Genomic DNA, 23708 nt, shown 5'->3' on the forward strand with positions numbered 1-23708 from the left:
CTGGTGCAAAAGGGAGAAGCTCCGCCACACCAGCGGAGTGATCCGGGAACGGAGTTCTGCGTGGACATCGTCGTCAAGGGCCGCAAGACCGAGGTGCCGGAGCGGTTCCGCAAGCACGTGGCCGAGAAGCTGAAGCTGGAGAAGATCCAGAAGCTCGACGGCAAGGTGATCAGCCTCGACGTCGAGGTGTCCAAGGAGCCCAACCCCCGGCAGGCCGACCGCTGCGACCGCGTGGAGATCACGCTGCGCACGCGGGGCCCGGTCATCCGGGCGGAAGCCGCCGCGAGCGACCCGTACGCGGCGCTCGACCTCGCCACGGACAAGCTGGACGCACGCCTGCGCAAGGAGCACGGCAAGCGGTCGACGCGGCGCGGCACCAAGCGGATCTCGGCGGCCGAGGTGGCCGAGGTGGTCCCGGACGCGGCGACGCTGAACGGGGACGGTTCGATCGCCAGGACCGAGACCGAGACCGACGGCGTACCGACCACCAAGATGGGTTCGCTCGAGGTCCAGGGTGAAGGCCCGCTCATCGTGCGCGAGAAGACGCACGTGGCGGCGCCCATGACGCTCGACCAGGCGCTCTACGAGATGGAGCTGGTCGGGCACGACTTCTATCTGTTCGTCGACTCCGAGACCAAGGAACCGAGCGTCGTCTACCGGCGCCACGCCTACGACTACGGCGTCATCCACCTCAGCACCGACCCCATGGTGACCGACGCCGAAGTCCGCAGCGCCGACGCGGGTGACGCCATCGGCGGCTGAACCCGCCCGGGTCCGGCTGTCCGAAAACCCACTCATCAGGTGCCCCTGGAGTGCGCGTGCGCCCCGGGGGCACCTTTGTGCGACCCCTCAGTGCACCGCACCGTCGTCGCGCGGACGCCGCGGCATGAAATCATGACCGAGCCGGGTCAACCGGCGTGTCGGCGCCTCGGGTTGGTGCGGCAGAGGAAGACGGGCCACGGCCTTCAGGGGGAGGAACGATGGCGGACAGCTTCGGACCGATGCGGAGCGAGAGCGCCGGCGCTGCCGACGACGGCTCCGGCATGGGACCGGACGCGGGCTCTCCGCGCAAGGAGCCCATCCGGGTCCTTGTGGTGGACGACCACGCGCTGTTCCGGCGCGGCCTCGAGATCGTCCTCGCTGCCGAGGAGGACATCCAGGTCGTCGGCGAGGCGGGTGACGGGGCGGAGGCGGTGGACAAGGCGGCCGATCTGCTGCCGGACATCATCCTCATGGACGTGCGGATGCCCAAGAGAGGCGGCATCGAGGCGTGCACCTCCATCAAGGAGGTGGCACCCAGCGCCAAAATCATCATGCTGACGATCAGCGACGAGGAAGCCGACCTCTACGACGCGATCAAGGCGGGCGCGACCGGTTATCTCCTCAAGGAGATCTCGACCGACGAGGTGGCCACGGCCATTCGCGCGGTGGCCGACGGACAGTCGCAGATCAGCCCGTCGATGGCGTCGAAACTGCTCACCGAGTTCAAGTCGATGATCCAGCGCACCGACGAGCGCCGGCTGGTGCCCGCGCCCCGGCTGACCGACCGGGAGCTGGAGGTGCTCAAGCTCGTCGCCACCGGGATGAACAACCGGGACATCGCCAAGGAGTTGTTCATCTCGGAGAACACCGTGAAGAACCACGTGCGCAACATTCTGGAGAAGCTGCAACTGCACTCACGGATGGAAGCCGTGGTCTACGCGATGCGGGAGAAGATCCTCGAGATCCGGTAGCCGCCGCTGACCCGGCATCCGGTGGCCGCCGCTAATCCAGCGCGCGGACGAGGGCCTGGCGCAGCGGCGCGTCCGCCATGCGCTCCACGCGCACGCTGTCGCAGCCGACCCAGCTCGCCGCCTCAAGCAGCGCCTGCGCGACCGCGGGGACCGCCTTCGGGCCGTCCAGGGAGACCTGCCTGGCGACCAGCGTGGTGCCCTCGCGGCCCGGGTCGACCCGGCCCACCAGGCGGCCGCCGGCCAGGACCGGCATCGCGAAGTAGCCGTGGATCCGCTTCGGCTTGGGGACGTACGCCTCCAGGCGGTGCGTGAAGCCGAAGATCCGCTCCGTGCGGGCCCGCTCCCAGACCAGGGAGTCGAAGGGCGACAGGAGCGTGGTGCGGTGCCGGCCGCGCGGGGCCGACGCGAGCGCCGCCGGATCGGCCCAGGCCGGCTTGGACCAGCCCTGGACCGTCACCGGGACCAGACCGGTGGCCTCGACCACCGCGTCGAACTGCTCGCTCTTCAGGCGGTGGTAGTCCGCGATGTCCGCGCGCGTGCCGACGCCGAGCGCCTCGCCCGCCTGACGGACCAGGCGGCGCACGCACTCCTGGTCGTCGAGGTCGTCGTGGAGCAGCCCGGCGGGGATCGCCCGCTCCGCCAGGTCGTAGACCCGCTTCCAGCCGCGCCGCTCCACGCACACCACCTCGCCGTACATCAGCGCGCGCTCGACGGCGATCTTCGACTCGGACCAGTCCCACCACTCGCCCTTGTTCTTCGCGCCGCCCAACTCCGTGGCGGTGAGCGGGCCTTCGGTGCGCAACTGCTCGATCACCTGCTCGTAGGCGCCGTCGGGCAGGTCGTGGTGCCAGTGCGGGCGGGAGCGGTAGGCGCGGCGGCGGAACGCGAAGTGCGGCCACTCCTCGATGGGCAGGACGCAGGCCGCGTGCGACCAGTACTCGAAGGCGTGCCGGTCGCTCCAGTACGCGGTCTCGACCTTCTTGCGGCCGACCGCGCCCAGGCGCGCGTACGGGATCAGCTCGTGGGAGCGGGCCAGCACCGAGATCGTGTCGAGCTGGACCGCGCCGAGGTGGCGCAGCACGCCGCGGACGCCGCCCCTGCGGTCCGGCGCGCCGAGGAAGCCCTGGGCGCGCAGCGCGATGCGGCGGGCTTCGTCGGCGGACAGGTCGGCGGCGGGACGCGGCAAGGTCGTCATACCCGAAACGATAGAGGCGGCCACTGACAGTCAGGCAGGGGCGGGCAGGTAGGGCAGGGGGCCCGGCAGTTCCAGGTCCGACGGGAGCAGCGCGCCGATCCAGCAGTCACGCAGCACCGCCTTGTTGAGCAGGCTCGAGCGCAGTACGCCCTCGATGGTGAAGCCGGCCTTCTCGGCGACCGTGCGCGAGCCCACGTTGCCCACCTCCGCCCGCCACTCCAGGCGCGTACAGGCGAGGTCGGTGAAGGCCCAGCGGGCCAGGCCGAGGACGGCTTCCGTCATGTAGCCGTGGCCGCGGTGCTCCTTGGCCGTCCAGTAGCCGATCTCCCAGGTGCCCACGCGCGGGTGGTGCAGCGAGACCGCGCCGAGGACTGGGCCGTGCTCCTCGGTGCGCAGGGCGAAGGTGTACTCGGTGTCGGTGCGCCAGCCGTCCGCGACCATGTGCTGGACGAAGTACTCCGCGTCCACGCGCGCGTACGGTGAGGGGACCGGCACCCACCGCTGGATCTCGGGATCCTGGACCGCCGCGCACACCTCGTCGATGTCGGCGGGCGTGAACGTGCGCAGTCGCAGGCGGTCGGTGGTCAGTGTCACGGGGTCCATCGCCCGATTGTGCTCGGGCCCGGGGAGGGATGTCACCACTTTTCGTGTCCCTTACCGGCACCTTCCGAGGGCCCTGTCCGTTGGACCTCACGGCAGACCTCCCGGCGCGGTGGGGTCCTCGCATACGATGGCCGTTGCTCAGGCTGTCGCTTGAGTAACCGACCGTGCCAGGCCCGACCGGCAAGGAGACCAACCGCGTGTCCGTCCTCCAGAAGATCATGCGTGCAGGCGAAGGCAAGATCCTGCGCAAGCTGCACCGCATCGCGGACCAGGTCAACTCCATCGAAGAGGACTTCGAGAGTCTCTCCGACGCCGAGCTGCGCGCGCTGACGGATGAGTACAAGCAGCGCTTCGAGGACGGCGAGTCCCTCGACGACCTGCTGCCCGAGGCTTTCGCGACCGTGCGCGAGGCCGCCCGGCGCGTCCTCGGCCAGCGCCCCTACGACGTCCAGCTGATGGGCGGCGCCGCGCTCCACCTCGGCTATGTGGCCGAGATGAAGACCGGTGAGGGCAAGACCCTGGTCGGCACGTTGCCGACGTACCTGAACGCGCTGTCCGGCAAGGGCGTCCACCTGATCACGGTCAACGACTACCTGGCCGAGCGCGACTCCGAGATGATGGGCCGTGTCCACAAGTTCCTGGGACTGAGCGTCGGCTGCATCCTGGCGAACATGACGCCGGCGCAGCGCCGCGAGCAGTACAGCTGCGACATCACCTACGGCACGAACAACGAGTTCGGCTTCGACTACCTGCGCGACAACATGGCGTGGTCCCAGGACGAGCTCGTCCAGCGCGGCCACAACTTCGCGGTGGTCGACGAGGTCGACTCCATCCTCGTCGACGAGGCCCGTACCCCGCTGATCATCTCCGGCCCCGCCGACCAGGCGACCAAGTGGTACGGCGACTTCGCGAAGCTCGTCACCCGCCTCAAGAAGGGCGAGCCGGGCAACCAGCTGAAGGGCATCGAGGAGACCGGCGACTACGAGATCGACGAGAAGAAGCGCACCGTCGCCATCCACGAGCCCGGCGTCGCCAAGGTCGAGGACTGGCTCGGCATCGACAACCTCTACGAGTCGGTGAACACCCCGCTCGTGGGGTACCTGAACAACGCCATCAAGGCGAAGGAACTGTTCAAGAAGGACAAGGACTACGTCGTCATCGACGGCGAAGTCATGATCGTCGATGAGCACACCGGCCGTATCCTCGCCGGCCGCCGCTACAACGAGGGCATGCACCAGGCGATCGAGGCGAAGGAAGGGGTGGACATCAAGGACGAGAACCAGACCCTTGCGACGATCACCCTGCAGAACTTCTTCCGCCTCTACGACAAGCTCTCCGGCATGACCGGTACGGCGATGACCGAGGCCGCCGAGTTCCACCAGATCTACAAGCTGGGCGTCGTCCCGATCCCGACGAACAAGCCGATGGTCCGCAAGGACCAGGCGGACCTGATCTACCGCACCGAGGTCGCCAAGTTCGACGCGGTCGTCGACGACATCGCGGAGAAGCACGAGAAGGGCCAGCCGATCCTCGTCGGTACGACGTCGGTCGAGAAGTCCGAGTACCTCTCGCAGCAGCTCAGCAAGCGCGGCATCCAGCACGAGGTGCTCAACGCCAAGCAGCACGACCGTGAGGCGCCGATCATCGCCCAGGCCGGCCGCAAGGGCGCCGTCACCGTCGCCACGAACATGGCCGGCCGTGGTACCGACATCAAGCTCGGCGGCAACCCCGACGACCTCGCCGAGGCCGAGCTGCGCCAGGCGGGCCTCGACCCCGTCGAGCACGTGGAGGAGTGGGCCGCGGCCCTCCCCGCCGCCCTGGAGAAGGCCGAGCAGGCCGTCAAGGCGGAGTTCGAGGAGGTCAAGGAGTTGGGCGGGCTCTACGTCCTCGGTACCGAGCGGCACGAGTCGCGGCGTATCGACAACCAGTTGCGCGGCCGCAGCGGCCGTCAGGGCGACCCCGGCGAGTCGCGGTTCTACCTGTCGCTCGGTGACGACCTGATGCGGCTCTTCAAGGCGCAGATGGTCGAGCGCGTCATGTCGATGGCGAACGTGCCGGACGACGTGCCGATCGAGAACAAGATGGTCACCCGCGCCATCGCCTCCGCCCAGTCGCAGGTCGAGCAGCAGAACTTCGAGACGCGTAAGAACGTCCTGAAGTACGACGAGGTGCTCAACCGGCAGCGCGAGGTCATCTACGGTGAGCGCCGCCGCGTCCTGGAGGGCGAGGACCTCCAGGACCAGGTCGTGCACTTCATGGACGACACCATCGACGAGTACATCGGCGCCGAGACCGCCGAGGGCTTCGCCGAGGAGTGGGACCTGGACCGGCTGTGGGGCGCCTTCAAGCAGCTCTACCCGATCAAGGTGACGGTGGAGGAGCTGGAGGAGGAGGCCGGTGACCGGGCCGGTCTGACCGCCGAGTTCATCGCCGAGGCCGTCAAGGACGACATCCACGCGCAGTACGCGGAGCGCGAGGAGCAGCTCGGCTCCGAGATCATGCGTGAGCTGGAGCGCCGTGTGGTGCTCTCCGTGCTGGACCGCAAGTGGCGTGAGCACCTCTACGAGATGGACTATCTCCAGGAGGGCATCGGCCTGCGGGCCATGGCGCAGAAGGACCCGCTGGTCGAGTACCAGCGCGAGGGCTTCGACATGTTCACCGCCATGATGGAGGGCATCAAGGAGGAGTCCGTCGGCTACCTGTTCAACCTGGAGGTCCAGGTCGAGCAGCAGGTCGAGGAGGTCCCGGTCGAGGACGCCGCGCCCGCCACGTCGCTGGAGAAGGAGACGGAGGACGCGGTGCCGGCGCAGGCCGGGTCCCGTCCGGAGATCCGGGCCAAGGGCCTGGACGCCCCGCAGCGGCCGGACCGGCTGCACTTCCAGGCGCCGAACGCCGAGGGCGGTGTCGACGAGGGTGACTTCATGACCGAGGACGGGCCGCTCCGGTCCGAGGCCGACGGTCTGACCCGCGCGGAGCGCAGGAAGCAGTCGAAGGGCCGCCGTCGCAAGAAGTGACAGCAGTTCCTGGGAAGGGCCGGGCACGGTGTGCCCGGCCCTTTCCGTTGCCCGGGGCCGCTCAGGGGAGCTCCCGGGGCGGGCGTCCGTCGAGTTCCACCGCGGTGACGCGCCAGCGTTGGTCGGCGGAGAGGTGGAGGCGGAAGGCGAGGGCGTGCAGGCGGGGGCCTGCCGTGATGCGGGCGAAGACCTCGTAGGTGCCGGTGGACGGTTCGAAGTGGCCGATGCGGTGGATCGTCGGGCGGCGTCCGCCGGTGCCGAGGGGGCGGCGGGCCACCAGCCACAGCAGGTCGTCGTAGGCCCGGTCGGCGGCGTGGCGGGCGAACCAGTGCGGGGGCCGGTGCCCGGACAGGACGAGGAGCAGGCGCTGTGTGAAGAGTTCGGTCGGGTGCGGCGGGGCCTGGGGCGGCACCCGGTGGTCGGCGGGGCGGCGGGGGTCCCGGCGGGACGGGGGCCGGGTGGTTCCCCGGGGGCCCCGCCTGGTCATCACCTTCTGCACAACGCCTCCGGATACCAGTGAGTAACTTTGGGTGTGGGGCTCTTCTACGGCGTCCGGAGAAGCCCGCGCAAGGCACGGCGGCCCGCCCTGCCGGGGCCGGGGAGTTCACTTATCCGGGTGACGAGGCTGCCGGGCGGGCCCATGACCGGGCGGGCGGGGCGGGTGACCGGGCGCATCCCTCTTGACGTGCGCGCGAGGGGCGGTCGGCAGTCCGAAGGGGGACTCCCACCCGTATCCTGGAGGCCCTCTGACCACGAGGACGACAAGACGACGAAAGCGGCCGGCCATGCGCGTGTACGTACCTCTGTCCCTGCCTCGACTCGCGGCGGCGTACAAGACGGGCGAGCTGGGACCCGCGCCGCTGACCGCCTACGCCGTGACGCCCGCGCTGCGCGAGTGGTACCTGTCCGACGACATCGAGGAGCTGGAGTACGCGGCCCTCAACCGCGCCGCGCTCGCCTCGCTGCGGCTGCTCGCCGGGGAGCCCGACGCGGCGCGGCGGCGGGTCGTCGTCGCCGTGGACGTCGCGGACAAGGCCGCCGTCGCCGACCCCGACAGCGGGCTCGACCCGACCGCGCTCGGCGAGGTGTCCGTGCGCGAGGCCGTGCCGCTGGCGAAGGCCGCCGCCGTGCACGTGGACGCCGACGACGCCGAGGCCGACGTCACCGCCGCCGCGGCCGCCCTCGGGGCCGCCGACCACGGTGACGACGACGCCCAGTTCGTCGTGGACGGGGCCGAGGACCACGAGCTGCTCTGGTTCGCCACGCAGGAGATCGCGAACCTGGTGGGCCGCGACGGCTGAGCCCGTGGAGAGCGCGGGCGCGAAGGGTACGTTCTTACGCATGGGGAAGCACACCACCGCGGCGCACATCGTCTGGGACTGGAACGGGACGCTGTTCCACGACAACGACGCCATCATCCGCGCCACCAACGCCGCCTTCGAGGAGATCGGACTCGCCCCGATCACGCTGGAGAAGTACCGGGCGCTGTACTGCGTACCGGTGCCCAAGTTCTACGAGCGGCTGATGGGACGGCTGCCCACCGAGGCCGAGTGGCTGGTGATGGACGAGGCGTTCCACCGGCACTACGCGCAGCACTCCGTGGCGTGCGGCCTCGCCGACGGCGCGGAGCTGTTGCTCACCGGATGGCAGGAGGCGGGGCGCAGCCAGTCCATCCTGAGCATGTGCGGGCATGAGCAACTGGTGCCGCTGGTGCGCCAGTTGGGGATCACCGAGCGGTTCGTGCGGGTCGACGGGCGGATCGGCCCCTCGGGCGGCAGCAAGGCCGAGCACATGGTGCGGCACCTGGGCGCGCTGCGGGGCGTGACGCCGGAGCGGACCGTCGTCATCGGGGACGCCGCGGACGACGCCGTCGCCGCGCTGGGGGTGGGCGCGCGGGCCGTGCTCTACACCGGCGGATCGCACAGCCGGGCCGGCCTCGAAGGGGTGGGGGCGCCCGTCGTGGACACCCTCGCGGAGGCCGTCCGCGAGGCGGAGCGGCTCGTCGCCGCGGCCTGAGTGGACCGCCGCACCGCCGCCCGGCCGGGGTAGGACACCATGCGGCGGGCGGGCCATCTCCGGTGACTTTGCTCACACTCCGCATGGGGCTGCGTACTCTGTGGTGGGTGCGGTGGTGCGGGCGGGACGTGACGGGGGGCGGGAGCATGGGGTTCGGCTTCGGGCAGCGGCGGGGTGGTCAACTACCGGTCGAAGTGAGCACGTTCGTGGGCAGAGCCGATGAACTGGCCCAGGTGCAGAGCGCGTTCGACCGGGCCAGGCTGGTCACCCTGGTGGGGCCCGGCGGTGTCGGCAAGAGCCGGACGGCGCTGCGGGCGGCGGCCGGGCTCGGCGAGCGGTTCCCGGACGGGATCTGGCTGGTCGAGCTGAGCGCCCTGCGCGACCCCGAGCTGATCCCGGTGACGCTGGCCGCCGTGCTCCAGCTGCCCGAGCAGGCCGGGATGGAGCCGCTCGACGCGATCGTCGCGCATCTGCGCGGACGGCAGCTGCTCATCGTCCTCGACACCTGCGAGCACCTCGTCGACGCCTGCGCGATGCTCGCCGACGTGCTGCTGCGCGAGGCGGCCGGGGTGAGCGTCCTCGCCACCAGCAGGCAGCCGCTCGACGTGCCCGGTGAGCACTGCCGCGCCATCGCGCCGCTCGGCGCCGACGACGCCCTCGAGCTGTTCGTGCAGCGCGCCGCGGCCGTCGTGCCCGGCTTCACCGTGACCGACGCCAACCGGCAGCAACTGGCGGCGCTGGCAGCCAGGTTGGACGGAATCCCGCTCGCCCTCGAACTGGCCGCGGTGCGGTTGCGGGCGGTTCCCCTGGAGCAGTTGACGGAGCGGATAGGGCAACGGTTCGAGGTGCTCACGGGCGGGCGGCGGACTGCGCTGACACGCCATCAGACGCTGCGTACGGCCATCGGCTGGTCGCACGAACTGTGCACGCCGCAGGAGCGGCTGCTGTGGGCGCGGCTCTCCGTCTTCGCGGGCTCCTTCGAACTGTCGGCCGCCGAAACGGTGTGCGCGGGCGGGGAGTTGACGCAAGGGGCGGTCCTGGAGTGCCTGATCGGGCTCGTCGACAAGTCCGTCGTCCAGCGCATCGGGGAGAACGGCGGCCGGTACCGGCTGCTCGACACGATCCGGGAGTACGGCGCCGAATGGCTGGAGGAGTCCGGGCAGCGGGGCGCCGCCCGGAAGCGGCACTTCACGTACTACGAGGGACTTGGTCGGCGCTACTGGGAGGAGTTCCTCACCCCCGCGCAGCCCGCGCACTACCGGGTGCTGCGCGCCGAGAAGTCCGACCTGCGGGCCGCGCTCGAATACGCGTACGGCGAGGGCGGGCCCGCGGAGCAGGGGCTGTGGCTCGCCGCGCGGCTGGGGCCCTACTGGCGGGCGCTCGGGGCGCTCTCCGAGGGGCGCTACTGGATCGAGAAGGGGCTCGCGCTCCTCGACGAGGTGGGGGACGAGCAGGCGTGGGGCCGGTTCATGGTCGCCCTGTTCGCGGTGTGGTCCGGGGACCTGCCCGGCGCCCTTGAGCTGTTCCACCGGGCGGTCGCGGTGGCGCGGGCGGCGGGGCACGACCGGGTGGAGCTGTTCTGCGAGGCGTACCTCGGCGGTCTCGACGCGCTGTGCGGGGACCCGGCCGGCCTTCCGGCGCTGGAGGACGCCCGGCAGCGGATCGTGGCGCGCGGCGACGGGCTCGGCATCGCGGTCGTGCACTACGAGGGGGCGCTGCTGCGGGGTGCGCTCGGCGACACCGAAGGCGCCCTGGAGCTGTGCCGGGTCGGCCTCGCGTATCTGGAGAAGACCGGTGAGCGGCAGATGTTCGCCTCCACGCTCCTGGTGCAGGGGGTGATCCTGTGGCTTGCGGGGGAGCGTGCGGACGCGCTCGTGTCGCTGTGCCGGGCGCTGGAGGCGGCCGCCGAGGTCGAGGACATCCTGGTCGTCGCGATGTGCTGCCGCGGGCTCGCCTGGGCGGCGGCGCACGAGAAGCGGTACGTGCGGGCCGCCTGGCTGCTCGGGTACGCGCAGAACGCGCGGCAGCTCGGGGCGGGCGACCCCATCGGCATGCTGCCCTCGCTCGCCGACGAGCAGGAGGCCGTACGGGCCGCTGTGCGGCAGGCGCTGGGGGACGAGGCGTTCGGGCGGTGGAGCGAGACGGGCGCGCGGCTCTCCGGGGCCCGGGTGCTGGAGGCGGTGCGGGCCGGGGCCGATACGCCCGGCCCTGTGGTGGCGGCCGCGCGGGGGGCCGGGGGCGGCGTCGACGCGCTGACGCGGCGCGAGCGGGAGGTCGCCGCGCTGGTGGCGCAGGGGTTGTCCAACCGGGAGATCGCGGAGCGGCTGGTGATCTCCAAGCGGACCGCGGACGCGCATGTGGAGCACATTCTGGCGAAGTTGGGGGTGGGGTCGCGCACGGAGGTGCGGGTCGAGGACGACCGGTCGCGTTCGCGCGGCGGAGCGACACATCGAGGTGGCTGACGTCGCCGCCATGGCCGACGCAGCCGACGCAGCCCCGCACCCCTCGGGCGACGTAGGTATACGGACCCGGTGGCCCCTACGGCGATATGCGTATACCTGTATCCCCGTGATCCTGTGCCGGGGCGCGGGGAGGACGGGAAGCTGAGTGGGTGCCGGGTTGGTTCCGGGGCGCGCGCGGCGGGAGGGCGGACAGTAAGGGTCAACTCCCCACGGCTGTCGTGGCAACAGCCCCTCGTCGCGGTGGTCCGGAGGACGGCACGTCAGGGTGGCTGCCCTCGTCGGCGGGGCAGCCACCCTCTCGCACAGCCCGCCCGGACCCCGCGGGCTGTCGGCTCGCGGCGCCGCGCTTCGACACGTGGACGGGACGCCGGGCCGCGCCTTCTCCGCTGGTCCGGCCTTCTCCGGGGCCGGTCGCGCTCGGGATCTCGGGTGCCGTTGGTCACACGCTTCCCTCGACAGGCCGGTATCCGCCGTCCGCCCGACGTGCCGTTGAACCCGTAGTTCCGGCGAGCGGGCGCGGTTCTGTGCAGAGTGTCAAAGTTCGACCGCTTCTTTTGTACACATACGGCTCATGACGGGGCCCCGGCGCGGAGCGATAGCCTTGTCCCGTGATCAGCGCGATATCTCGCGGGGGCATCGTCGCCCCCTGCCCGCGCCGGGAGTACACGGGTCGCCACAGCGACCGTGCCCGGCGCTCAGCCGCTGATCATTTCCGGCGGATGGCCAGTTCGTTGAAAATGGCGCATTACCGTCCGCTCTTCTCTCAAACCGGCATAACGTCGAGCCAGACCGGACACCCCGCGTCGCGGCGTTACGTCGAGCGATTCATGATCGTCACGTCTACGTCACGCAATGGCGCGCGACAGGAGCCAGAGGACAATGCAGACCAAGCTGGACGAAGCCAAGGCCGAGCTGCTCGCACGGGCCGCCCGGGTAGCTGAGAACAGCCCGGTAGGGGGGCACCTACCGACTGGGGCGACGGGCGAGGGCACCCCCGCCTGGGACCAGGAAACCGTGCTCGCGTTCCTCCAGCGCTACTACCTGCACACGGCACCCGAGGACCTGGCGGACCGCGACCCGGTCGACGTCTTCGGAGCCGCGTACTCGCACCACCGGCTGGCGGAGAACCGGCCGCAGGGCACCGCGAACGTCAAGGTCCACACGCCGACCGTCGAGGAGAACGGCTGGACCTGCAGCCACTCCGTCGTCGAGGTGGTCACCGACGACATGCCGTTCCTCGTGGACTCCGTGACCAACGAGCTGTCCCGCCAGGGGCGCGGTATCCACGTCGTGATCCACCCGCAGGTCGTCGTCCGCCGTGACGTCACCGGCAAGTTGCAGGAAGTACTTCCGGTCGGCACCACCGCCACGGGCCACGACGTGCTCACCGAGTCGTGGATCCACGTCGAGATGGACCGCGAGACCGACCGCGCCGACCTCAAGCAGATCACCGCCGACCTGCTGCGTGTCCTGTCCGACGTACGCGAGTGCGTCGAGGACTGGGAGAAGATGCGCGACGCGGCGCTGCGCATCGCCGACGAGCTGCCGGGCGAGCCCAAGGCCGCCGACCTGGACGACCAGGAGGTGGAGGAGGCCCGCGAGCTGCTGCGCTGGCTGTCCGCCGACCACTTCACGTTCCTCGGGTTCCGCGAGTACACCCTCACCGACGACGACTCGCTGGCCGCCGTGCCCGGCACCGGCCTCGGCATCCTGCGCGCCGACCCGCCCCACGAGGGCGAGGACCACCACCCGGTCTCGCCGTCCTTCAACCGGCTGCCGGCCGACGCCCGCGCCAAGGCCCGCGAGCACCGCCTGCTGGTGCTGACCAAGGCCAACAGCCGCGCCACCGTGCACCGGCCCAGCTACCTCGACTACGTCGGCGTGAAGAAGTTCGACGCCGAGGGCAACGTCGTGGGCGAGCGCCGCTTCCTCGGCCTCTTCTCCTCCGCCGCGTACACCGAGTCCGTGCGCCGCGTCCCCGTCATCCGCCGCAAGGTCGCCGAGGTCCTCAAGGGCGCGGGTTTCTCGCCCGCCAGCCACGACGGCCGCGACCTGATGCAGATCATGGAGACGTACCCGCGCGACGAGCTGTTCCAGACCCCGGCCGACGAGCTGCGCTCCATCGTCACCTCGGTCCTGTACCTCCAGGAGCGCCGCCGCCTCCGCCTCTACCTGCGCAAGGACGAGTACGGGCGCTACTACTCGGCGCTCGTCTACCTGCCGCGCGACCGCTACACCACGGGCGTGCGCCTGCGGATCATCGAGATCCTCAAGGAGGAGCTCGGCGGCACGAACGTCGACTTCACCGCGTGGAACACCGAGTCGATCCTCTCCCGGCTGCACTTCGTCGTCCGCGTCGCGCCCGGCACCGAGCTGCCGCTGCTCTCCGACGCCGACAAGGACCGCATCGAGGCCCGGCTCGTCGAGGCCGCCCGCTCCTGGGCCGACGGCTTCGGCGAGGCGCTCAACGCCGAGTGCGGCGAGGAGCGCGCCGCCGAGCTGCTGCGCCGCTACGGCGCCTCGTTCCCCGAGGGCTACAAGGCCGACCACTCGCCGCGCGCGGCCGTCGCCGACCTGGTCCACCTGGAGCAGCTCAAGCACGGCGGCAAGGACTTCGCGCTCTCCCTGTACGAGCCGGTGGGCGCCGCCCCCGGCGAGCGCCGCTTCAAGATCTACCGGACCGGTGCGCCCGTCTCGCTCTCCGAGGTCCTGCCGGTGCTCCAGGCCCTGGGCGTCGAGGTCACCGACGAGCGCCCGTACGAGCTGCGGTGCAGTGACCGTACGACCGCGTGGATCTACGACTTCGGGCTGCGCATGCCCAAGCCGGCGAACGGGAACGGGGACGACCTCGGGGCCGACGGGCGCGAGCGGTTCCAGGAGGCGTTCGCCGCCACCTGGATGGGGCTCGCCGAGAACGACGGCTTCAACTCCCTCGTGCTGCGCGCCGGTCTGAACTGGCGGCAGGCGATGGTGCTGCGCGCGTACGCCAAGTACCTGCGCCAGGCGGGCTCCACGTTCAGCCAGGACTACATGGAGGACACCCTCCGCAACAACGTCCACACCACCCGGCTGCTCGTCTCGCTCTTCGAGGCGCGGATGTCGCCGGAGCGCCAGCGCGCCGGGACCGAGCTCATCGACGGCCTGCTCGAAGAGCTCGACGGCGCCCTCGACCAGGTGGCCTCGCTGGACGAGGACCGCATCCTGCGGTCCTTCCTCACCGTCATCAAGGCGACGCTGCGCACGAACTTCTTCCAGCGTGCGCAGAGCGGCGAGCCGCACGCGTACGTCTCCATGAAGTTCGACCCGCAGGCCATCCCCGACCTGCCCGCGCCGCGCCCCGCGTACGAGATCTGGGTGTATTCGCCCCGCGTCGAGGGCGTGCACCTGCGCTTCGGCAAGGTCGCGCGCGGCGGCCTGCGCTGGTCCGACCGGCGTGAGGACTTCCGCACCGAGATCCTCGGCCTGGTCAAGGCGCAGATGGTGAAGAACACCGTCATCGTGCCGGTCGGCGCCAAGGGCGGCTTCGTCGCCAAGCAGCTGCCCGACCCGAGCGTGGACCGGGACGCGTGGATGGCCGAGGGCATCCGCAGCTACAAGACGTTCATCTCGGCGCTCCTCGACATCACCGACAACCTGGTGGCCGGCGAGGTCGTGCCGCCGAGCGACGTGGTGCGCCACGACGAGGACGACACGTACCTCGTGGTCGCGGCCGACAAGGGCACGGCGACCTTCTCCGACATCGCCAACGAGGTCGCGGGCAGCTACGACTTCTGGCTCGGCGACGCCTTCGCCTCCGGCGGCTCCGCCGGGTACGACCACAAGGTCATGGGCATCACCGCGCGCGGCGCCTGGGAGTCCGTGGAGCGGCACTTCCGCGAGCTGGGCGTCGACACCCAGTCCGAGGACTTCACGGTCGTCGGCGTCGGTGACATGAGCGGTGACGTGTTCGGCAACGGGATGCTGCTGAGCGAGCACATCCGTCTGGTCGCCGCCTTCGACCACCGGCACATCTTCATCGACCCGAAGCCGGTCGCGGAGACCTCGTACGCCGAGCGGCGCCGCATGTTCGAGCTGCCGCGCTCGTCCTGGGCCGACTACAACAAGGAGCTGATCTCGCAGGGCGGCGGCATCTTCCCGCGCTCCGCCAAGGCGATCCAGCTCAACAACCACATCCGCGAGGCCCTCGGCATCGAGTCGCGTCAGGCGAAGATGACGCCGGCCGAGCTGATGAAGGCCATCCTCCAGGCGCCGGTCGACCTGTTGTGGAACGGCGGCATCGGTACGTACGTGAAGTCCTCGGCGGAGTCGAACGCGGACGTCGGCGACAAGGCCAACGACGCCATCCGCGTCGACGGCCAGGACGTGCGGGCCCAGGTCATCGGTGAGGGCGGCAACCTCGGCGCGACCCAGCTGGGCCGCATCGAGTTCGCCAGGACCGGCGGCAAGGTCAACACCGACGCCATCGACAACAGCGCGGGTGTGAACACCTCCGACGTCGAGGTCAACATCAAGGTCCTGCTCAACGGCCTGGTGTCGGACGGCGACCTGACGGTGAAGCAGCGCAACAAGCTGCTCGCGGCGATGACCGACGAGGTCGGGCACCTGGTACTGCGCAACAACTACGCGCAGAACGTGGCGCTGTCCAACGCCGTCGCCCAGTCCTCCTCCCTGCTCCACGCCCACCAGCGGTTCATGCGCCGGCTGAGCAAGCAGGGCCACCTCGACCGGTCCCTGGAGTTCCTGCCCAACGACCGGCAGATCAAGGAGCTCCTCAACTCCGGGCGCGGGCTGAGCCAGCCGGAACTGGCCGTCCTCCTCGCGTACACGAAGATCACGGCCGCCGAGGAGCTCATCCACACGAGCCTGCCCGACGACGCGTATCTGCGCCGGCTGCTGCACGCCTACTTCCCGAAGCCGCTGCGCGACAAGTACGGCGAGGCGATCGACGCGCACGCGCTGCGCCGCGAGATCATCACGACGGTGCTCGTCAACGACACGGTGAACACGGGTGGTTCGACGTTCCTGCACCGGCTCCGCGAGGAGACCGGCGCGTCGCTGGAGGAGATCGTGCGGGCGCAGCTCGCGGCGCGGGAGATCTTCGGGCTCAGCGGGGTGTGGGACGCGGTGGAGGCGCTCGAAAATGTCGTCGCCGCCGATGTCCAGACCCGGATCAGGCTGCACTCGCGCCGGCTCGTCGAGCGCGGCACGCGGTGGCTGCTGAACAACCGGCCGCAGCCGTTGCAGCTGGCCGAGACGATCTCCTTCTTCAAGGACGGCGTCACCGAGGTGTGGGCCGCCATGCCGACGATGCTCAGGGGCGCGGACGCCGAGTGGTACCAGTCGATCCGGGACGAGCTGACCGGTGCCGGGGTGCCGGAGGAGCTGGCCGGGCGGGTCGCCGGGTTCTCCTCCGCGTTCCCGACGCTCGACATCGTGCAGATCGCCGACCGCGTCGGCAAAGAGTCGCTGGCCGTCGCCGAGGTCTACTACGACCTCGCGGACCGGCTGGCCATCACCCAGCTCATGGACCGCATCATCGAGCTGCCGCGGGCCGACCGCTGGCAGTCGATGGCCCGCGCGTCGATCCGTGAGGACCTGTACGCGGCGCACGCCGCCCTGACGGCCGACGTGCTGGCCGTGAAGAACGGGGAGTCGACGCCCGAGCAGCGGTTCAAGGCGTGGGAGGAGAAGAACGCGCCGATCCTGGGCCGGGCGCGCTCGACCCTGGAGGAGATCCAGGGCTCGGACGCCTTCGACCTGGCGAACCTGTCGGTGGCGATGCGCACGATGAGGACGCTGCTGCGCGCGCACTCGTAGGTTCTCCGTCGCAGGGGGCGCCCCGGGCCGATCTGTTCCGGCCCGGGGCGCCCCCTTGCCGTCTGTTCCCCGCCCGTATGTCCGCCTCGGCCTCCGGCGCGGTTCGTCATACGCAATTAAATCGGGCAATAAGTCTAAAGTGGACATGATTGTCTGACAGGTCGTCCGACAGATACAGGGAGAGCCGATGCCGTCGATGTCGTCGAATCCGTCGAAGCCGTCCGGGCCGGAGGCGAAGCCGGCGAGCCGTGCGGTCCCACTGCCCGCCGACTGGGCCGCGACGCCGCTCACCGTCGTCATGCCGACCTACAACGAGGCCGGCAACCTGCCCGGCATGGCCGAGGCCCTGATGGCGCTGCCCCTGCCCGGCCTGCGCCTGCTCGTCGTCGACGACTCCAGCCCCGACGGCACCGGCGACATCGCCGAGGAGTACGTGCGCCGTTTCGGCCCGGAGCGAATGGCCGTCCTGCACCGGGCGGGCAAGGAGGGCCTCGGCCGCGCGTACGCCGCGGGCATGGGGCAGGCCGTCGCCGACGGCGCGCGCTACGTCCTGCAGATGGACGCCGACGGCAGCCACCCCGCCGCGAAGGTCCCCGAACTGCTGGGAGTCGCCCTCTCGACGGGCGCCGCGGTCACCCTCGGCAGCCGCTACGTCCAGGGCGGCAGCCTCTCCGACGCCTGGGGCACGCACCGCCGCCTGCTCTCCCGCTGGGCGAACGCCTACGCGGGCACCATCCTCGGCACCCGGGTCCGCGACATCACCGGCGGCTTCAACCTCTGGCGCGAGGACGCGCTGCGCGCCATCGACCTCGCCTCCGTGGACAGCGCCGGTTACAGCTTCCAGGTCGAGATGAAGTACCGGGCGCTGCGCAGCGGTTACGGCGTCATGGAGGTGCCGATCCACTTCGAGGACCGCACCGTCGGCGAGTCCAAGATGAACCTGATGGTGCAGCTGGAGTCCGTCGCCATGCCGTGGAAGCTGCGCGCGAGGTCGCGCCGGTGACCGCGGCGTCCTACGCGCCACCACGCCCCGCCCTCCTGCGACTGCGCCGCCTCTCCCGCGAGATCGTGAAGTTCGGCGTGGTCGGCGCGAGCGGCGTCGTCGTGAACCTGCTCGTCTTCAACCTCCTTCTCCAGGGCCAGGGCGCCCGTCCCATGGCCGTCACCGTGGCGGCGAGCTGCGCGGCGATGGCGACGAACTACCTCGGCTTCCGCTTCTTCGCCTACCGCGACCGCGCTCCCCGCACCCGCCGCCAGATCGCACTGTTCTTCGCCCTCAGCGGACTCGGCGTGGCGATGGAGAGCCTGCTGTTCTACGCGGGCTACCACGGCGCGGGCCTGACCGGGCCGTACGCCTCGAACGCCGTGAAGGCCCTGTCGATCCTGCTCGCCTCCGTCTTCCGCTTCCTCGCCTACCGGACGTGGGTCTTCCAGCACCATGCGCGCCGCGGGTAGCTCGCTCGCGAGAGCCGCCGCGCTGCTGCTCCTCGTCCTCCTGGTGGCCGTCGTCGTACGCCTGCCGTGGGCCGGTGACCTCGGTATCCACGCCGCCACGATCGAGCGGCTGCGCCACGACCTGCTCGACCCGGGCGATCCGCTGGTCGCGGCCGACGCCCCGAGCCCGTACTACACACCGTGGACGCTGCTGCTCGGCTGCGTCGCAGGGGCGACGGGGCTCGGGGTCTTCGTGGTGCTGCGGATCGCGGCGCTGCTGTCGCTCGCGGTGCTGGTCACAGGGGTGTGGTCGTTCGCAGGTACGTTCCTGGGGAGCGCGGCCGGGCGGGGGCGGCGCGCCGCTGTGACCGCCCTCGTACTGCTCTCGCTGGTGCTGCTGTGGGGCACGGCGGTGTTCGACTGGAGCGGCTTCCTCGGCCTCGACTCCCTTGCCCTGACGGTCTCCTACCCCAGTACGTTCGCGCTCGGCGCCTCCTTCTGGCTGTGGGCGCTGCTGCGCCGGGCCACGGGCCTCGCGCACTTCCTGGGGGCGGGGCTCCTGTGGGCGGTGATCCTGCTGAGCCACCAGTTCACCGGGGTGGTCGCCTCGCTCGGGGCGGCGGCCATGCTGCTCGGGGCGCGGCCGTGGCCCGGCCGGGCGGTCTGGCTACGCCTCGGGGCCGGGCTCGCGCTGGGCCTGGTGCTGCTCGCCGGCTGGCCGTACTACCCCTTCTTCGGTCTGTTCGGGGCCGGTGGCCTGGAGGAGATCCACCGCTCGCTGTACCGGGAACTGCCGGGCCGGTTCTGGCTGGTGGCGCTGGTCGGCGGCGTGGCCCTGGTCCTGCGCGGGTGGCGTGAGCGGTGCGATCCGCTGGTCCTCTTCTGCCTGTCCGGGGCCGTGGTCTTCGCGGCGGGCGGGCTGAGCGGGCACTGGTCGTGGGGGCGGGTGCTGCCCGCGGTGCTGGTCCCCGCGCAGGTCGCGGCGGGCCTGGAGGTGTTCTGCGCGCCGCGCCGCGCGGTGCGGGCGGCGCTCGGCGCGGTGCTGTCGGCGGCGCTGCTGATCGGGGCGTGGACCCAGTCCGGGGTGCTGGGGTACGTCCTGCCGCGCTCGGCGCTGCCGTCCGGCGTCGCCGCCAAGTACCGGGAGCCGTGGCCGGGTTACCACTGGATCACACCGTGGGTGCGGTACGGGGACGTGGTGCTGGCCAAGCAGTGGCCCGCCCGGCAGATCCCCGCGTACGGGGCGTACACGGTGGCGCCCGGGTACCCGGACTTCTTCCTGGACGACGAGGAGGCGCGGGTCGCGGCGGTGCGGACGTACTTCGCGGCGGACTCCTCGCGGGAGCGGCGGCGCGAGATCCTGCGGCGCTACGGCGTGCGGTGGGTGGTGGCGTACCCGGGCGACGGGGCGCAGGCGCTGGAGCGGGTCGCGGTGGGCCCGCGCGGTCAGGTGCTGTACCGGGTCGGTACCCGGGCCGCCGCGCGTGCGTCCTGCGCGCCCGCCCCGCTCACCGGATCAGCCGTACCGCCTGCTGTACCTTCCGGGCCAGCGGCGTGTGGCCCACCCGGCGCGCCACCGGCCCCACCACGCTCGCGGTCAGCCCCACCGGCTCCCACCTGACCTGCAACCGTCCCGCGCCGCGCCCCTCGGGCTCCACGGTCACCCGGTGGTGGGGGAGGGCCTCCGTGAACGCGGGGAAGTCGAGGGGGGCGAGCAGCAGCCCCGTGTTGCGCAGGCCCTCCGGTGTCCGGAGTTGGAGCAGCGGGTGGCGGATCCCGTCGAAGCCCTGGCGGGGCAGCGCCGCCTCGGCCAGGTCCAGGACGACCTGCCCCTCGAAGATCCCGGGCCGCACCGGGTCGAGCCGGAACCGGACGGTCGTGCGGGTACGGCCGGGGGAGATGACCAGCGCGGCGACCTGTGGGCCGACCGGCAGCCGCAGGCCGGGATCGTAGGTCCGCACCCGCATCCGCACGGAGGCGGGGCCCGGGCCCCGGTCGAGGCGGACGATCTCGTGCCGGAACTGGGCCCGGGGGAAGGGTCGCGCATCCAACGCCAGGTCGGCGAGGGAGAGTTCGCGGCGTGCGGCCTCCGTGGCGGGGAGTTCGGAGCCCCAGTGGACGCCCCCGTCCGGGCCCGCGACGGTCGCCCGCGGCGCCACCCCGTGGCCGAGCCCGCGCGCGGCGATCCTGGCGTCGTCGAGGCGGCCGTCGCGCACGAGTTGCAGCACGACGCGTTCGGCGCGCGGCAGCCGCGCGTACGCGCCCGGCGCGAGCCGTTCCAGGTAGGGGACGACGATCTCCGCGAACCCCGACAGCCACGCGTCGTCCCGGTAGGGCAGGTCGCCCGCGTACATCCGGAAGTCGTGCTTGAGGAACTTGTGATCCTTGGCCTCGCGCAGCGCGGGGCTGCAGCCGCCGCGCTCCATGAAGTCGTCGATGAGTTCCTGCACGTGGACGCGGTCGCGGACGTTGCTGAGCTTGTGCCGCTGGTTGGAGATGGAGGCGGCGCTCTCCTCGGCGTACGGGGCGATGTACCAGCGGTAGACCGGTTCGGGGATGACGGTGAAGGTCTTCGCCAGGCAGTAGGCCTGCGCGGAGAAGAGCTGGTCCTCGTAGTGGATGCCCTCGGGGAAGCGCAGGCCGTGGCGGTCCAGGAAGGCGCGGGCGTACATCTTGCTGGTCGACAGGTGCTCGAAGAACAGGCCGGGTTCGGCCTCGATGCCGTGCACCGTGCGGCGCTCGGCGACCAGGTGCGGCATCCAGACCGAGGTGCGGCCCGTGTCGACGCGGACGCGCTCCACCGCGCCCATCGCGAAGTCGATGCCGGGGTGTTCGCGGTGCGCTTCGAGCAGCAACTCAACCGCGTCCGGCGGTAGTTCGTCGTCGCTGTCGAGGAACATCAGGTAGGGGGCGCGGGCGATGTCCAGCGCCCGGTTGCGGGGGGCGCTGCAACCGCCGGAGTTCTCCGAGAGGCGCAGATACGTGATGCGGTCGTCGGCCGCCGCCAGCTTCCGTGCCACGTCGGGGGTGTGGTCCGTGGAGTGGTCGTCGCTGATGATGATCTCGATGTTCGCGTGCGTCTGCGCCTGGAGCGAGGCGACGGCGCGCGGCAGGCGCTCCGCGTCGTCGAAGACGATGACCGTGACCGTCACGTCGGGGGTGAACGCCATCAGCGGACCGCCTCCTCGGGGGTGGGCGCGGGGGTGCGCGACTCGACGGGCACGACCGGCGGCAGGGCCTCCTCGGACTCGCCGAGGAAGACGCGGCGCACGACCCGCTCCGCGGCGTGCCCGTCGTCGAACTCGCAGAAGCGGCGCCGGAAGTGCGCGCGGAGCTTGGCGGACGCCTCGTCGCGCCACGCGTCGGTCGCGAGCAGCCGCGTCAACTCCTCCTGCGTACGGGCGACATGGCCCGGCGCCTCGGCCATCAGGTCGAAGTAGACACCGCGGGTCCTCGCGTAGGTGTCCCAGTCGTCGGCGTAGCTGATGATCGGGCGGTCCAGGTTGGCGTAGTCGAACATGATCGACGAGTAGTCCGTGATCAGCGCGTCCGAGGCCAGCGCCACCTCCTCCACCGGGTCGTACGCCGATACGTCGATGACGTGGCCGCTGCGGCGCAGGGACGCGAGGGGGGAGGCGGCGGCGCCGTAGAAGTAGTGGCCGCGCACCAGGAGGACCGTGTCGTCGCCGAGGTGTTCGGAGAGGGCGGCGAGGTCGAGGCGCGGGGTCCAGCTCGCCTCGTAGTCGCGGTGGGTCGGCGCGTAGAGCACCGCCCGCCGGCCGGGGGCGATGCCCAGGCGGTCGCGGACCGCGCGGACGTCGGCGGCGCCCGCGCTGTAGTAGACGTCGTTGCGCGGGTAGCCGTGGTCCAGCGACAGATAGCGCGAGGGGTAGGCGTGCTCCCACATGCGGGTGGAGTGGGAGTTGGCGCTGACGCTGTAGTCCCATTTGTCGACGCGGGCCAGCAGCGCGTCGAAGTCGAGGCCCTTGGACGCCGTCGGGTAGTCGAACTGGTCGAGGCCCATCTTCTTCAGCGGGGTGCCGTGGTGCGTCTGGAGGTGCACCGCGTCCGGGCGTTTGACCACCGCGTTCGGGAAGTTGACGTTGTTCACGAGGTACTTCGCGCGGGCCAGCACCTCCCAGTAGCGGCGGGTGCCGGGCACGACGTGGTCCGTGCCGGGCGGCAGCAGCGGCTCCGTCGCCGGGGCCACCACCCACACCGGGCGGATGTGCGGCGCGAGCTCGGCGAGCTTCGCCGCGATGGCCGCCGGGTTGCAGGCGACCCCACGGTCCCAGTACGCGGAGAAGACGGCCAGGGTGGGGTCGACCGGCTCACGCAGCGCCCGCCGGTAGTGCAGGCTGTGGACCTTGGCGCCGAACTGCTTCCTGCGGCTGCGCACCGCGGCGCGCAGGTGGCGCCGCTTGCGGTTCGCGCTCTGGAAGGCGCGGTACTTCGGGTAGGCGTCCTCCTCCAGGAGCCTGCGCCGGACGCCCTCCATGCCCGCCGGGGGCCGGTAGCCCTCCGGCCGCCACCGCACGGCCGCGGCGGACGCCCGGTGGAAGAACTCGCGGGCCACCGCGTCCGGCATCGTCTCGCGCGCCACGACCCGCGTCGACTCGGTCGCCATCAGGTCGTACAGGACGGCGCGCGGCCGGGCCGGAGTGCCCCGGCGTTCCATGAGCCGCTGGAGATCCTCGTACGCCGTGACGAGCCCGTACCGCTGCTCGGGCGTCAGCGGCGGCAGGCTCTCGGGCCGCAACTCCCTCACATTGACGATGACTTGGTCCAGGGAGGCGATCCGCCCGGCCAGGACGAGGGCGGCGCGGGCGGTGTACATCTCGGCGACCGAGTCGGCGAACTCGGCCCCGTGATCCGCGAGTTCGGCGCGGTGCTGACGCCAGAACGCGGCGCGTACGGCACGGTTGCCGAGCAGGGGCCGCACCCGCAGCAGGTCCGGGGCCTGGGCGAGCGGCAGGTCGCGGCGGCCCAGCCGGGCCAGGCGCCCCGCGTCGGCGCCGGACGCGCCGGTGGTCCGCCACGTCGACCTGATGTGGTCCGCGACGACGACGTCCACGCGCGTCACGTCCTCGTCGCCGTCACCGGCGCTGTCGCCGTACGCGGCGTCGACCTCGGCGAGCCGGTCCAGCAGCGTCCGGAGCGCGCCCGTCGGCACCCGGTCCTTGGCGTGCACGAACCACAGCCAGGTGCCGCCCGCCCGCCCGGCGCCCGCGGTGCGCGCGGCCGCGTCGGAGGTGCCCTGCGGCAGCGGTACGACGATGCCGCCGTGCCGCTCCGCGACCTCCTGCGCGGCCCCGCCGACGGCGGCCGTCACCAGCTCGGCCTCCGGCGGCAGTTGGGTCGCCACGCTGTCCAGGCAGGGGCCCAGCAGCCCTTGCACGTCGCGGCCGTGCACGATGATGCTCAGCTTCGTCAT

The 23708-nt window shown here is 71.4% G+C and carries 15 protein-coding genes; 10 read left to right on the top strand and 5 right to left on the bottom strand.

Annotation, left to right across the window (positions count from 1 at the left end):
- The first annotated feature begins 60 nt into the window (after positions 1–60).
- Positions 61–762, top strand: coding sequence for a ribosome hibernation-promoting factor, HPF/YfiA family (gene hpf, locus ACZ45E_RS31085; protein ID WP_468227032.1), 702 nt, complete (start codon positions 61–63; stop codon positions 760–762).
- A gap of 218 nt (positions 763–980) precedes the next feature.
- Positions 981–1733: a response regulator gene (locus ACZ45E_RS31090; RefSeq protein WP_404216975.1), complete on the top strand. Its 753-nt coding sequence runs from the start codon at positions 981–983 to the stop codon at positions 1731–1733.
- 31 nt (positions 1734–1764) lie between these two features.
- Here ACZ45E_RS31090 and ACZ45E_RS31095 read toward each other — a convergent pair whose 3' ends face one another.
- Together ACZ45E_RS31095 and ACZ45E_RS31100 are read right to left on the bottom strand one after the other, a co-directional pair.
- Positions 1765–2928, bottom strand: a complete 1164-nt coding sequence (locus ACZ45E_RS31095; RefSeq protein WP_468227035.1) for a winged helix-turn-helix domain-containing protein — start codon at positions 2926–2928, stop codon at positions 1765–1767.
- A gap of 30 nt (positions 2929–2958) precedes the next feature.
- The gene (locus tag ACZ45E_RS31100) at positions 2959–3531 is read right to left on the bottom strand and encodes a GNAT family N-acetyltransferase (RefSeq protein ID WP_468227038.1); all 573 of its coding nucleotides are present in this window, start codon (positions 3529–3531) and stop codon (positions 2959–2961) included.
- 197 nt (positions 3532–3728) lie between these two features.
- On the opposite strand from ACZ45E_RS31100, the gene secA reads away from it, so the two are divergent.
- Positions 3729–6545 carry a preprotein translocase subunit SecA gene (gene secA, locus ACZ45E_RS31105; protein WP_468227039.1) on the top strand — a complete coding sequence of 939 codons (2817 nt, stop codon included), beginning with the start codon at positions 3729–3731 and terminating at the stop codon, positions 6543–6545.
- 61 nt (positions 6546–6606) lie between these two features.
- Here the strand turns inward: secA and ACZ45E_RS31110 are convergent, their stop codons facing one another.
- A complete protein-coding gene (locus ACZ45E_RS31110) occupies positions 6607–7032 on the bottom strand; it encodes an Rv3235 family protein (protein WP_468227042.1) in 426 nt (141 codons plus the stop codon).
- A 298-nt stretch (positions 7033–7330) separates the two neighbouring features.
- Between ACZ45E_RS31110 and ACZ45E_RS31115 the strand changes: the two genes are divergently transcribed.
- The 7 genes from ACZ45E_RS31115 (at position 7331) to ACZ45E_RS31145 (ending at position 19895) form a co-directional block, all read left to right on the top strand.
- A complete protein-coding gene (locus tag ACZ45E_RS31115; protein WP_468227045.1) occupies positions 7331–7846 on the top strand; it encodes a DUF6912 family protein in 516 nt (171 codons plus the stop codon).
- 40 nt (positions 7847–7886) lie between these two features.
- On the top strand, positions 7887–8561 hold the full coding sequence (locus tag ACZ45E_RS31120; protein ID WP_468227048.1) for an HAD family hydrolase: 675 nt from the start codon (positions 7887–7889) through the stop codon (positions 8559–8561).
- A gap of 146 nt (positions 8562–8707) precedes the next feature.
- Entirely contained in the window at positions 8708–11023 is a 2316-nt protein-coding gene (locus ACZ45E_RS31125; protein WP_468227301.1) for an ATP-binding protein, read from the top strand.
- 879 nt (positions 11024–11902) lie between these two features.
- A complete protein-coding gene (locus tag ACZ45E_RS31130; RefSeq protein ID WP_468227049.1) occupies positions 11903–16840 on the top strand; it encodes an NAD-glutamate dehydrogenase in 4938 nt (1645 codons plus the stop codon).
- 196 nt (positions 16841–17036) lie between these two features.
- Complete coding sequence (locus ACZ45E_RS31135) at positions 17037–17843, top strand: polyprenol monophosphomannose synthase (RefSeq protein WP_468227303.1); 807 nt, start codon at positions 17037–17039, stop codon at positions 17841–17843.
- Positions 17840–18295, top strand: coding sequence for a GtrA family protein (locus tag ACZ45E_RS31140; RefSeq protein WP_468227052.1), 456 nt, complete (start codon positions 17840–17842; stop codon positions 18293–18295). The genes ACZ45E_RS31135 and ACZ45E_RS31140 overlap by 4 nt, the downstream gene beginning before the upstream one ends.
- Positions 18279–19895: a hypothetical protein gene (locus tag ACZ45E_RS31145; RefSeq protein ID WP_468227054.1), complete on the top strand. Its 1617-nt coding sequence runs from the start codon at positions 18279–18281 to the stop codon at positions 19893–19895. The genes ACZ45E_RS31140 and ACZ45E_RS31145 overlap by 17 nt, the downstream gene beginning before the upstream one ends.
- Here the strand turns inward: ACZ45E_RS31145 and ACZ45E_RS31150 are convergent.
- Positions 19783–21444 carry a glycosyltransferase family 2 protein gene (locus ACZ45E_RS31150; RefSeq protein ID WP_468227056.1) on the bottom strand — a complete coding sequence of 554 codons (1662 nt, stop codon included), beginning with the start codon at positions 21442–21444 and terminating at the stop codon, positions 19783–19785. The two genes, ACZ45E_RS31145 and ACZ45E_RS31150, sit on opposite strands and share 113 nt — an antisense overlap.
- Entirely contained in the window at positions 21444–23708 is a 2265-nt protein-coding gene (locus ACZ45E_RS31155) for a CDP-glycerol glycerophosphotransferase family protein (protein WP_468227059.1), read from the bottom strand. The genes ACZ45E_RS31150 and ACZ45E_RS31155 overlap by 1 nt, the downstream gene beginning before the upstream one ends.

This window comes from Streptomyces sp. NPDC030991 (assembly GCF_055571235.1).